Genomic DNA, 12,384 nt, shown 5'->3' with positions numbered 1-12,384 from the left:
TCCCGGCATGGGGGATTTTCTGTCCGACAACCCGTTGGTGCTGCTCATCGGCGCCTGCGAAGTGGGTTTCTGGGTGCTGCTCGCCGCCGGCCTCGCCGCGCGCTATCTGCTGCGGGCCCACCGGCTCAGCACCGTGCTGCTGCTGCTCGTGCCCGTCCTCGACGTCGTGCTGGTGTCGGCGTCACTCGTCGACGTGGCCGGCGGCTCGCCACCCGGCCTCACGCACGGGCTGGCCGCCGTCTACCTCGGGGCCACCGTTGCGTTCGGCCATTCGATGATCCGGTGGGCCGATGCCCGGTTCGCGCACCGCTTCGCCGGAGGACCGACGCCGCCGCGACCACCCCGCTACGGCGCCGCGAAAGTGGCGTACGAGTGGCGGGAGTGGAGCAAGGCCGCGCTGGCCTGGGGGATCGCGCTCGGCGTGATGCTGCTGACGGCGACGGTGGCCGGCACCGGTGTGCCCCAGCCGCTCGAGTGGTCCGCCGACCCGATGTGGGGCTGGGGTAGCCGAATCACGGTGGGCGTGCTGATCTGGTTCGTCGGATGGCCACTGTGGACCACACTCGCCCCGCCGCGTGCCCCGGAGACCACCGATGTCCGCGGCTGAGCCTGCTCCGGCCGGCGGTCGCATCGCCGCGCTGGACATCCTGCGCGGGACCGCGATCCTGGGCACGTTCGCCTCCAACGCTTGGCTTTTCGCCGTTCCGGGTGGCGCGACCGTCTGGTTGACAGGTGGGCTGCTGCCGCAAGACCCCGTGGGGGCAGGCCTTCGGCTGCTGTCCAACGGGAAGTTCCTCGCGTTGCTGACACTGCTGTTCGGCATCGGGATCGAGCTGCAGTACCGGTCCGCGCTACGCCGCGGCATTCCGTGGCCGGGCCGGTACCCGCTGCGGGCGCTGATCCTCTTCGTCGAGGGGGCGCTGCATTACGTCCTCGTGTTCGAGTTCGACGTGCTCATGGGCTACGCGGTGGCCGCGCTGCTGGTGGCGTACCTGATCGGGCGCAGTGACCGGGTGCTCCGGGCGTGGATCGCGGTCGTCGGCACCGTGCTCGCCGTGCTGCTGCTCGGAATCACCGCGCTGCTGCTCGCGGTTACGGACACACCGGGCCCGCCGCCCGTGGCCGACCCCTCGGCCACCGCGAGCTGGACTGCGCAGGTGGCCGCCCGTCTGCAGTTCTTCCTGCTGTTCCGCATCGAGATCCCGCTGATCATCCCGACGGCCACGGTGCTGTTCCTGACCGGAGCGTTGCTGCTGCGTGCGGGTGCGTTGACCGACACCCCTGCGGGCTTGCGAATCCGCCGCCGCCTGATGGTCGCCGGGTTCGGCGTGGCACTCCCGTTGAACGCACTCACGGCGTTCGGCAGCCCGGACTGGTTCCTGGTCGACCGTTATCTGCTGCCGCCGGTGGTGGCGCTCGGCATCCTCGCCCTGGTGACCACCCTCGTGCTGAGGTCGCGGCGCGCGCCAGGGCCGGCCCGGCGAGGACTCGCCGCCGTCGGGCGGACGGCGCTGTCCTGCTACGTGGCGCAGAACGTGCTGGGTGCGTTCATCTGCTACGGCTGGGGCCTCGGCCTCGCAGCCCGTTTCGCCGACGCGCCGTCGTGGTGGGTGGTCGGCTTGTGGGCAACCGTGTGCGCGGTGCTGATGGTGGGCGCATCGCTGTGGCTGCGGCGGTTCGACCGCGGGCCGCTGGAGCTGATCGCGCACCGCGTGCAGCAGATCGGACGCGTGCCCGCGCGGGCCGGGAGCGGGTGAGATCAGTGCACGCCGGCCCGCCAGGCGTCGATGTGGACGGTGGCCCCGTCGATGACGTCGAACGGGGCGGGCCCATCGCTGAGTGGTACGGAGCTCGGATCCGCCGCTCCCGGCAGCACGACGTCGAGCGTCTGCGGGGTCGTCTGGTCCGCCGCGGCGCCGTATCCCTTCCAGAACACGGCGAACGAGGCCGTTCCACCGGGGGCGACGCCCACCCGCTGGGCGGCGACCGGCAGGCCCGGCTGTGCGATGGATGCCGGCTCGACCACGAGTTGGAGCGGCCGACCGCCATGCGTGATGGTGATACTGGCGAACCCATCGAGGTAGCAGGGACGGCGCCCGTGGTGGGTCGCGACGACCGTGACGGCTCGGGAGCCCATGGTCGCGTCCCAGCCGGTGGTGCTCCACGTGAGGTCGCCGGGCGCGCACGGGGTATCGGCCTCGACCGGTGGCGTCGGCGTAGGGACGTTCGATGTGGTCGGCAGTTTCTCGGGAGGGCGCGTGGCCGGCTGCAGCTGCGGCGAGGGCAGCGGGGTCGCGTCCGGTTTCGGCCACGGCACCGCCGTGTACACCACGTGTCCCACGACCGCCACGGCGAGCGCGGCGATCACCGTTGCGGCCCTTCGCTGCACCGGGCCGTACTCGCCCAGGCGCCCGGCCCGCGGCGGCAGGGCCTGATCCAGCAGGACGGCGGCGACGAGGACCCCGGTGTTCGCGATCGCGAACGGCTCCAGCGCGCGGTAGAGAACCGCCGGCAACGCCCCCACCGTGATGGCCACGGCGCTCACCGAGAGCCCGATCGTCCAGTCGGCCCGCACCGACCGGCGGGGTGGTGCGGTCCGGAGTTGGACCCAGACCAGCGCGTGCCCCTGGAGCAGCCAGAAGACGCAGAGCGCAACCGGGAGGGCCTGGACGGCGAAGAACATGGAGACCAGCACGAAGAACCCGAGCACCCCGCCGAACGTCACACCCACGATGGCGGCTGCCCCGGCCCGGCCCCACACCGGCAGTGGATAGGCCGTGGTGGGCTCTGGAGTCCGCGGCAATGCGCGCCAGGTGAGGGCGAGGCCGGCCAGAACGACCACGATGCCGACGCCCACCACCCACCACATCGCCTGCAGCATCGCGGTCGACTCCGGCGTGACGCAGCGGTCGTGGAGGCCGCACTCGGACGGGTCGAACCAGAAGGGGGTGTACCGGGCAGCGATCACGGCGCCGACCAGCATCACCAGCAGCCCGGTGACCGTGACCGTCCAGGCGGTCCGGAGCGGCCGTGCGGTCGTGGCGACATCGATGTCCAGCACGGAAAGGCACTCCTCGTCCCGCGCGGGACGGGGCCGCGCCCGGCGGCACTCTATGGGGCGCAGGGCGGGTGATCTCCGGTCGCCCTCCGTTGCCGCCGGGATGCGTTCCCTTCGTCCGATCCGACCCGGCCGACATTTCTTCGAATGGTTAGGATCATTGCGCGTGACCGGTCGGCACGGTCGGTAGCTTGACGAGGTGGCGCTCGATACCGAAATGGACGACGTCCCCGGTCGCAGCGTGGTACGCAGCGTTTTTGCGCTCTTGCGTGAGTTGCGGGAGGAAACCGGGCCGATCGGCGTGAGCACGCTGGCCCGGCGCACCGGCATGCCCAAGTCCACCGTTCAGCGGCTGCTGGTGCAGATGGCGGCGGAAGGCGCGGTCGAACGCGTGGGCCGGGCCTGGACCGTGGGGCGGTCCCTCGGGCGGCCCGGTCCGGGCTCGCGATCGCTGTCCGGGTTGAGGCACCTCACCCGGCCGCGCCTGCGGAGGATCGCGATGTCCACCGGTGCGTCCACATTCCTCCTCGTCGGTGACGGCGCGGGGCCGGTGACCCTGGACCAGGTCAGCGGCTCGCTGGTGGATCCCGCCATCCCCCCGGAGTGGCAGATGCGGGCTGCTGCGCACCCGGCCTCGGCCGCGTCCCTGGCCCTGACGGTGGGAGGGACGGCCGTCGAGCACGGCTCGGTCGTGCCGGGGTACGAATGTCTCGCCACGGTGTTCCAGCTCGCCTCCGGCAACGCCGGCCTGCTGAGCGCCGCGCTTCCTCTCGGGAGTGGGATCGATCGGCTGGCGAGAACAATGGACCGGGTAGCCGAAACGATCAACGCCGAAGCCGGCCGGCTGGCGAGCGACGGCTGGTGACGATTTCTCGTTCCGCTCAGTGGCACAGCGCCGCTGCGTTTCCGGAGCCGGTCGGCAAGCTGAATAGGTACGGCGCGCCCGATTTCTCGGGAGGAGCCGATCGAACATCGCTTCATCCGGAGGGCTCGGCGCAATGGTTCCTGCAACATCGGTGCACGATTTCATCGTCGTGGGCGGCGGCAGCGCGGGCTGCGTGCTCGCCGCTCGGCTGTCGCAGGACGAGAACTCCCGTGTCCTCCTGCTGGAGGCAGGCGACCGCGTCCCGCTGGAGCGCGCGGCCGTTCCACCCGCGTGGCCGACCTTGCTGGGGTCGTCGATGGACTGGTGCACCAGCACCGTCGAGCTCGACGCCACCGGGGGCCCGATGCCGTGGCCGCGCGGGCGCGGGCTGGGTGGGTCGTCGGCCATCAACGGCATGGTCTTCGCGCGCGGAGTCTCGTCGAGCTACGACGCGTGGGTCGACGCCGGAGCCACGGGATGGGGGTATGCCGACCTGCTCCCGTACTTCATGCGCACCGAGAACGCCGAGGCCCGCGACTCGGAACTGCGGGGCGTCGGCGGTCCGCTGACCGTCGCTCCGGCACGCCCGCCGCATCCGGTGATCGGGGCGCTGCTGGACGGGGCGGCCGAGCGCGGTCACCCGACGGCGATCGACGTCAGCGCAGGCCGGTACGAGGGGTTCGGCCTCGCTGACCTCAACATCGTCGACGGAGTCCGGCAGAGCGCCGCGGACGCCTACCTCACGCCGGTGATCCGGCGGCCCAACCTCGACGTCGTGACCGGCGCGCATGCCTCCCGCGTGATCGTCCAGGATGGACGCTGCGCAGGAGTGGAGTACAGCGTCGGCGCCGACGTCGTCACCGCCGTCTGCACGGAGGAGGTGGTGCTGGCGGCGGGTGTCGTCGGGTCCGCCCAGTTGCTTCTGCTGTCGGGCATCGGACCGCAGGCCCACCTGCGCGACGTCGGGGTCGACGTGGTGCTGGATCTCCCAGGAGTCGGGGCGAACCTGCACGACCATCCGATGTCGAGCGTCGTCTACAGCGCCGGGCGGTCGATGCCGCCTGGTCGGCACAACCACGGCGAGGCGTGCGGTCTGGTGCGCAGTGATGCCGCGTCCGACGTCCTCGATCTGCAGATCCTGTTCGTCGCCTGCCCGTACCACAACCCGACGATGCTCGGGGCCGACGTGGGCTACTCGATCGCGTTCTCGGTGATGGACCCTCGCAGCCGGGGAACGGTGCGACTCGCCTCGGCCGACCCGGCCGCGGCCCCCCTCGTGGACCCTGGCTACTACACCGACGAACGGGACCTGCAGGTGATGGTCACCGGCCTGCGGATCGCACGGGAGATCGGCACGGCGACCGCGCTGGATCCCTGGCGCGGCGAAGAGGCGCTGCCGGGTCCCGGCGTGCACGACGACGACGGCGCCCGCGACTACCTCCGTATGAACCTCCTCCCGTATTTCCACGGCGTAGGGACGTGCCGGATCGGGGCCGTCGTCGACCCGGACCTCACGGTGTACGGCATCGACGGGCTCCGCGTGGCCGACGCGTCGGTGATGCCGTCGATCGTCTCCGCCAACACCCAGGCCACGGTCTACGCCATCGCGGAGCGCGCTGCCGTCCTGCTCGCGGGATGATCCGCCATCCGGTCAGGGGGTGAGGCGGGCCGACCAGGAGCGCGTGACCTCGACGAAGCCGCGGCGCGTGTACCAGTTCCGGGTCCAGTCGTCGGCCGCCACGTCCAGGAAGACCAGGTCGCAGCCCGCCTGCGCCGCGAGAGCCATCCCGGTGCGCAGCAGCGCGTCGCCGTGCCCCTGGCCACGGTGGTCGGGCTCGGTCGAGATCGCGTCGATCAGCGCGGTCCCGCCGTCGATCTTGACGACCGCCGAGGCGACGAACCGCCGACCGGCGGGGACGGCGAGGTGGCGCACGTCGAGCACGGCCTCTTCGAGACGCCGGCCGTCGAGGGCCTCGACGATCCGGGCGGGATCCATCCCGGGCAGGTCCCGCCGCCAGGCGGCATCAGCCAGGGGCCGCAGCTCGGCGGCGTCGACCTGCTCCACGCGGGCGACCGGCTCACCACCCGCGGGCGCCGCCATCCCCACCAGCTCCTGCACCTCCCAGCCACGCGTAGCGAGCTCCGCGGCGGTTTCCGCCAGGTGTGCCCCCGTGAGCAGGACCCAGCGTTCGGCTGCGCCGTCGAGGACGCGCTCGGCGTCGGCGGTGACCTGCGCGGCGTCGGCGCTGCCGCTCACCAGGAGCTGGTTGTGCTCGGGAGACCCCGGCACGGTGGCCGTGCGGACCGCCACCCCGCCCGTCACCGGCACCTCCGTCGTGGCGATCCGGCGCAGCAGCGAAGGCTCGAGCACCGCGTGGCGCCAACCCGGATCGACGGTGCCGAGGACAGGGGCGTCGAACCCGCCGTCGGGACGCGGACGGTAGGGCAGCACGCCGAGCACGGCCGCGGCGGGCACCGGGCCGTAGGCGTGGGGGAAGCGCATCGAGGCAGGGTCGGTCGGAAGCCCCGGTTCGAAGCGGACGGGAACGACGATCCGGTCCGGGTCGAGCACGAGGAGCACCAGGTCGGTGCGGCCCGGGAAGAGCCGCCCGGCGGGCAGGGCAACCTGGTCGGGGGTGGACAGGTGGACGAACCCCACCTCGTCGAGCGAGGGCGGCGCGATGACGCCGGCGGTGAGCGCGGTGCGCCACTCGGCGGGCGTGGCCAGGTGCAGGAGGGGAACGGACACGAAGGCAGCATGCCTCGCCGGTCGCGACGAGGAGCGCCCCGGTCCTGATCGCGGCGTTGACGAACACGAGCCTTGTCATTGGCACCGGGTGCCAATTAACGTGCGGGCCGGATCATCCCGTCGACGGCAGGAGACGCCATGTCCCCCATCGAGCAGTCCGAGTCCGTGACCGAGGAGCCCGTCGTCGAGGAGACCCTCGTCGAAGAGGTGTCGATCGACGGCATGTGCGGTGTCTACTAGCGGCCCGATGTCCACGAGCGACACGGCACGCGCCGGGTTCGATCCCGCCCTGCCCTATCGCTGCAGCCCGCAGGTGGCGGTGCGCCCCGAACCCTTCGGGGCGCTCGTCTACCACTTCGGCACCCGCAAGCTGTCGTTCCTGAAGACCCCGCAGCTCGTCGCCGTCGTGTCCGGCTTGGAGCAGCACGACTCCGTCAACGCCGCGATCGACGCGGCGGCCGTCGAGGAGGCACAGCGCCCGGCGTACCTGCGGGCCCTGGCCGGACTGGCGGCGAACGGCACCATCGAAGAGCGTTCCTAGAGATGGAGTGGCAGTGAAGCTGGTCGATCACTTCCAGTACGGCCTGAACTCGCCGATCTGCCTGACCTGGGAGCTGACGTACGCCTGCAACCTGGCGTGCGTGCATTGCCTGTCCTCATCCGGGCGCCGGGATCCGCGCGAGCTCACCACCGCCGAGGCCAAGGGCGTGATCGACGAGCTGCAGCGGATGCAGGTCTTCTACGTCAACATCGGCGGCGGCGAGCCGACCGTCCGACCGGACTTCTGGGAGCTGCTCGACTACGCGGTCGGCCACGACGTCGGCGTCAAGTTCTCGACCAACGGGATCAAGCTCGACGCGAAGCGGGCGCGGCAGCTCGCGGCCACCGACTACGTCGACGTCCAGATCTCCCTCGACGGCGCCACGGCCGCCGTCAACGACCACGTGCGCGGACCCGGCTCGTACGCCACCGCGATGCGCGCGCTGGAGAACCTCGCCGAGGCCGGCTTCGGCCAACCGAAGATCAGCGTCGTGATGACGCGGGAGAACGTCGACCAGCTCGACGACTTCGCGGCCATCGCCGACAAGTTCGGCGCCCAGCTGCGGATCACGCGGCTGCGGCCGTCGGGACGCGGGGCCGACGTGTGGGACGAGCTGCACCCGACCGCCGAGCAGCAGCACCAGCTCTACCAGTGGCTACTGGCACACGGCGACAACGTGCTCACCGGCGACTCCTTCTTCCACCTCTCCGCCTACGGCGAGGCGCTTCCCGGGCTCAACCTCTGCGGCGCGGGCCGCGTCGTCTGCCTGATCGACCCGGTCGGGGACGTCTACGCGTGCCCGTTCGCGATCCACGAGAACTTCCTCGCGGGCAACGTCCGCTCGCCCGGCGGGTTCCAGCACGTGTGGCGGGAGTCGGAGCTGTTCGCGGAGCTGCGGCAACCACAGACCGGTGGCGCGTGCCGTAGCTGCGGCTTCTACGACTCGTGCCAGGGCGGCTGCATGGCGGCCAAGTTCTTCACCGGCCTGCCCCTCGACGGCCCCGACCCGGAGTGCGTGCGCGGCTTCGGCGAGCAGGCCCTCGCCGCGCGCGACGAGGCCGTTGCCGTCCCGCGGTCCGACGTGGACCACTCGCGCTCCGCCCCGCGGAACTCGCGGCGCCCCGTCCCGGTCACGATCGGGCGCCGTCCTGACAAGGCGTGCGAGACGAGCCCGCTCGCCGGGATGGCCGGTGACGCGTCCGACTCGCGCCTGCGGATCCCGGTCGCGGGGTCCTGAGGAGCCGTCCCCTCGGTGTCCGGCGCGAGCCTCGTCCAGCCGGTCGTCCTGAGGGGACGGACCGCGCCCAGCCGCGTGCTGTTCGGCCCGCACGAGACCAACCTCGCCCGCGACCGCGAGATCTCCGATCGGCACGTCGCCTACTACGCGCGGCGCGCCGCGGGCGGCACCGGTGTGATCGTCACCGAGGTGGCGAGCGTGCACGACTCCGACTGGCCCTACGAGCGCGCGCCACGCGCCGCCGACGCCGTCACTGGATGGGCCGCGGTGGTGGACGCCTGCCGCCCGCACGGCACCCTCGTGCTCGCCGGGCTCGGGCACGCAGGTGCGCAGGGCAGCTCGGCGTACGGGCAGCAGGCGCTGTGGGGGCCCTCGGGCGTCGCCGACGCGGCGAGCCGCGAGGTGCCGATGGAGATGGAGCAGCCCGAGATCGACGAGCTGGTCTCCGGGTTCTCCGCAGCAGCCGTGCTGGCCGCGCAGGCCGGGCTCGACGGCGTCGAGATCAACGCCGGGCAGCACTCGATCCTGCGCCAGTTCCTCTCCGGGCTCACCAACCGGCGCTCGGACGGCTACGGCAAGGACCGCACCCGGCTGTTGTGTGAGGTGCTCGCCGCCGTGCGGTCCGGGCTGGACCGCGACGGGACCGACGACCGCATCCTCGGCCTGCGGCTGTGTGTGGACGAACTGGCCCCATGGGCCGGGATCACGCCGGAGCAGGGCGTGGCGACCGCGCTCGCGGTGGCCGGGGCGATCGACTATCTCGTGGTCGTCCGCGGCTCGGGGATGTCGGTCTTCGCGACGCGGCCCGATCTGCACGTCCCGCCGGGGTTCAACCGCGCGCTCTGCGGCACCGTCCGCTCGGCACTCGGCGCGGCGGTGCCGGTGGTGTTGCAAGGCAGCGTCGTCGACCCCGCGTTCGCCCAGGCGGCGCTCGACGAGGGCGTCGCCGATCTCGTCGAGATGACACGAAGCCAGATCGCCGAACCCGACCTGGTCACGCACGTCCGTGCGGGGACCCCGGAACGCATCCGGCCGTGCACCCTGTCCAATCAGCACTCCGTCGTGCGCGACCCGCGCAACCCGATCGTCTCCGACGAAGCCGAGCCACGGGCCGGTCACGAGACGGAGGACCCGCCGGTCGACTCGCGCACTCGTACGGGCCGGGCGCGGCGCTCCGTGCTCGTCGTGGGGGGTGGGCCGGGCGGCATGGAGGCCGCTCGGATGCTGGCGTTGCGTGGGCACCGCGTGCGGCTGGTGGAGCGCGCCTGCCGGCTCGGCGGGGCACTGGTGCTCGCCGCGGCCGTCGGAGGGCGGGAGCGGATGGGTGTGCTCGTGCCCTGGTGGGAGCGGGAGCTGATCCGCTTGGGCGTCGACGTGGAAACCGGCGTCGAGGCCGACGTCCCGGAGCTGGACGCCGCTGAGCGCGCCGGGACCGGCGTCCTGCTCGCGACCGGTTCCCGGTCCGGACCACGTTCCTATGTCAGCGACGCGCCCGTGCTGTCCGCAGCAGAGTTCGGGGCCGGCGTGCTCGCGGCCGGATCCACGGAGACGGCGCTGGCCGGGCTGCCCGCGGGCGACGTCGTCGTGCACGATCCGATCGGCGACTGGACGGGCGTCGGCGTTGCCGAGCAGGTTGCCGCCGCGGGGCGCCGGGTCGCGATCGTCACCCGGGATGCGGTGGCGGGCGTCCAGCTCTCCCGCACCGGTGATCTGGTGCCCGCCAACACGCGCTTGCAGCGGGCCGGGGTGGCGCGTGAGCTGTACTCGCTGCTGTGCGGCGTGCGTGGTGGCCGTGCGGTGCTGGAGCACGTCTGGACAGGGGAGCGCCGCGAGATCGACTGCGCCGTGGTGATCGACTGCGGGCACCGGCTCCCGGAGGACGGCCTGTGGTCCGCGCATCCCGGTCTGCCCCGCGTCGGCGACTGCATCGCCCCTCGCACCGTGTACGAGGCCGTGCTCGAGGCGCGGCGGGCGGCGGCCGAGTTCGTGACGGTCTGATGCTGTTCTCACCACTGCGACTGGGGCCACTGACCCTGCGCAACCGGATCGTCTTCTGCGCGCACCTCACCAACGCCGCTCGCGACGGACGCCCGACGGCCCGGCATGCCGCCTACTACGCGGCCCGGGCCGCAGGCGGAGCCGGGTTGATCATCACCGAGGAGCACTCCGTCCACCCGGCCGACCGGCCCTACGAGAAGCTGATCGACGGCGCCGATCCCGATGCGATCGACGCTCACCGCGGGATCACCGAGGCGGTTCACGCACACGGCGTGCCGGTGCTGGCGCAGCTCAACCACAACGGCGCCCAGTCCTGCGGCATGTACTCCCGGCTCCCCCTGTGGGCGCCGTCGCCCGTACCGGATCCGATGTTCCGCGAGGTTCCGAAGGCCATCACCGCAGCGGAGATCCAGGAGCTGGTCGCCGGGTACGCACTCACCGCCGGACACTGCGTCGCCGGCGGGTACGACGGTGTGGAGCTGCAGTGCTCGCAGGCGTCGATCCTGCGGCAGTTCCTCTCACCACTCACGAACCTGCGCACCGATCGGTACGGCGGTCAGCCGGCCAACCGGGTGCGGATCGTCCGCGAGGTCGCCGCCGCCGTGCGCGAGGTGATCGGCCCGGATCGGGTGCTCGGGGTCCGCCTGTGCGGCGACGAGGGCATTCCCGGCGGCACCTCGCTCGCCGATGCGGTGGAGACCGCTCGGTTGCTCGATCACGACGGGGTGATCGACTACGTCAACACCTCGGTGGGGGTCGCGACGGCGACGTTGCACCTGGTCGAGCCTCCGATGGGCGTGCCGGCGGGCTACGCGCGGGCCGTCCCGTCCGCGATCCGCGCGGCGGTGTCGGTGCCGGTGATCGGCGTCGGCCGGTTCACCGACCCGGCACAGGCCGAACGCGCGATCCGGGCCGGGGAGTGCGACCTCGTCGGCGTGGTCCGCGGGCAGATCGCCGACCCGGACTTCGCAGGCCGTGCCCGCTCATCTCGCCGGATCCGCAGCTGCACGGGGTGCAACCAGGAGTGCGCGGGGCGGGTCGGGCTCAACATGCGGCTCGGGTGTGTGGTCAACCCGCGCGCGGGCCGTGAGGGCGTTCCGCTCCCGGCGCCTGTGCGGCAGGGGCGGCGGGTGCTCGTGGTCGGTGGCGGGCCGGCGGGGTTGCAGGCTGCGGCGACGGCGGCCGCGCGGGGGCATCGGGTGCTGCTGTGCGAGCGCCTGCCGTGGACCGGCGGGCAGGTGGCCGATGCTGCCTCGGCGCCCGCTCGTGAGGAGTTCGGAGCCCTGGTCGAAGACCTGCTGGACGAGTGCCTGCGGCTCGGTGTTGATGTGCGGACCGGCAAAGAGGTCAACCTGGGCGTGATTGAGCAGCAGGAGCCCGACGTCGTCGTGCTCGCCACGGGCGCCCGGCCGGCGTTGCCGGAGTGGGCCCGCGGGCTCGGCCGCGTCGTCGACGTCCGCGACGTCCTTCGCGGCGCCGCCGAGCCGTCCGGCACCGTCCTGGTCTACGACGAGCTGGGCTTCCATCACGGCACATCGGTGGCCGAGCTACTGGCCGCGCGGGGCTGCGTCGTGGAGATCATGACGCCGGGCATGGTCGTCGGGCAGGATCTCGGGCTCACCCTCGACATGCCCGGATTCCACCGCCGGGCGCGTGGGGCCGGCATCGCGCTCTCCACCGACAGGACGGTCCTCGGCGCCGCTCCGGCCGCGTCCGGCGTCCGATTGACCGTGCTGCACCATCCCGTCGGCGCCGTCTCCGAGACTGCGTACGACTGGGTGGTCTGCGCCGTACCGCCGGCCCCGGAGAACGAGCTCTGGACGGCGCTGCGTGACCATGATGTGCCGGTGCACCGAATCGGAGACTGCGTCGCGCCACGGCGGGCACATGCCGCCGTGCTCGAGGGATACCGGGTGGGGGCCGCGCTGTGAACGTC

At 72.4% G+C, this 12,384-nt stretch carries 11 protein-coding genes; 9 read left to right on the top strand and 2 right to left on the bottom strand.

The genetic code is table 11. The features are described 5' to 3' along the window. The first annotated feature begins 7 nt into the window (after nt 1–7). Both ABD743_RS31190 and ABD743_RS31185 read left to right on the top strand, forming a co-directional pair. Nucleotides 8–607 carry a hypothetical protein gene (locus ABD743_RS31190; protein WP_344726108.1) on the top strand — a complete coding sequence of 200 codons (600 nt, stop codon included), beginning with the start codon at nt 8–10 and terminating at the stop codon, nt 605–607. After that, nucleotides 594–1,757: a DUF418 domain-containing protein gene (locus ABD743_RS31185; protein ID WP_344726106.1), complete on the top strand. Its 1,164-nt coding sequence runs from the start codon at nt 594–596 to the stop codon at nt 1,755–1,757. Before ABD743_RS31190 ends, ABD743_RS31185 begins: the two co-directional genes overlap by 14 nt. A 2-nt stretch (nt 1,758–1,759) precedes the next feature. Here the strand turns inward: ABD743_RS31185 and ABD743_RS31180 are convergent, their stop codons facing one another. Continuing rightward, entirely contained in the window at nt 1,760–3,061 is a 1,302-nt protein-coding gene (locus ABD743_RS31180) for a DUF4232 domain-containing protein (RefSeq protein ID WP_344726104.1), read from the bottom strand. A 196-nt stretch (nt 3,062–3,257) separates the two neighbouring features. Between ABD743_RS31180 and ABD743_RS31175 the strand changes: the two genes are divergently transcribed. Continuing rightward, entirely contained in the window at nt 3,258–3,923 is a 666-nt protein-coding gene (locus ABD743_RS31175; RefSeq protein WP_344726102.1) for a helix-turn-helix domain-containing protein, read from the top strand. A gap of 151 nt (nt 3,924–4,074) precedes the next feature. Further along, entirely contained in the window at nt 4,075–5,562 is a 1,488-nt protein-coding gene (locus ABD743_RS31170) for a GMC family oxidoreductase (protein WP_344726100.1), read from the top strand. A 12-nt stretch (nt 5,563–5,574) separates the two neighbouring features. Here the strand turns inward: ABD743_RS31170 and ABD743_RS31165 are convergent, their stop codons facing one another. Then, the gene (locus tag ABD743_RS31165; RefSeq protein ID WP_344726098.1) at nt 5,575–6,672 is read right to left on the bottom strand and encodes a GNAT family N-acetyltransferase; all 1,098 of its coding nucleotides are present in this window, start codon (nt 6,670–6,672) and stop codon (nt 5,575–5,577) included. A 138-nt stretch (nt 6,673–6,810) separates the two neighbouring features. Between ABD743_RS31165 and mftA the strand changes: the two genes are divergently transcribed. From mftA to ABD743_RS31140, 5 genes are read left to right on the top strand one after another with little or no spacing between them, the layout of a single operon-like run. Further along, on the top strand, nt 6,811–6,912 hold the full coding sequence (mftA, locus tag ABD743_RS31160) for a mycofactocin precursor MftA (RefSeq protein WP_241040196.1): 102 nt from the start codon (nt 6,811–6,813) through the stop codon (nt 6,910–6,912). A 7-nt stretch (nt 6,913–6,919) separates the two neighbouring features. Continuing rightward, entirely contained in the window at nt 6,920–7,213 is a 294-nt protein-coding gene (gene mftB / locus ABD743_RS31155) for a mycofactocin biosynthesis chaperone MftB (protein ID WP_344726096.1), read from the top strand. 13 nt (nt 7,214–7,226) lie between these two features. Further along, nucleotides 7,227–8,450, top strand: a complete 1,224-nt coding sequence (mftC, locus tag ABD743_RS31150; RefSeq protein WP_344726094.1) for a mycofactocin radical SAM maturase — start codon at nt 7,227–7,229, stop codon at nt 8,448–8,450. 15 nt (nt 8,451–8,465) lie between these two features. After that, complete coding sequence (locus ABD743_RS31145; RefSeq protein WP_344726092.1) at nt 8,466–10,448, top strand: mycofactocin system FadH/OYE family oxidoreductase 1; 1,983 nt, start codon at nt 8,466–8,468, stop codon at nt 10,446–10,448. Continuing rightward, on the top strand, nt 10,448–12,379 hold the full coding sequence (locus tag ABD743_RS31140; RefSeq protein ID WP_344726090.1) for a mycofactocin system FadH/OYE family oxidoreductase 2: 1,932 nt from the start codon (nt 10,448–10,450) through the stop codon (nt 12,377–12,379). The genes ABD743_RS31145 and ABD743_RS31140 overlap by 1 nt, the downstream gene beginning before the upstream one ends. Nucleotides 12,380–12,384: the final 5 nt, after the last annotated feature.

Source organism: Pseudonocardia yunnanensis (genome assembly GCF_039534065.1).
Classification (GTDB): Bacteria; Actinomycetota; Actinomycetes; order Mycobacteriales; family Pseudonocardiaceae; genus Pseudonocardia; species Pseudonocardia yunnanensis.
Note: the sequence above shows the minus strand (reverse complement) of the source record. Positions and strands in the feature narration are given on the sequence as shown.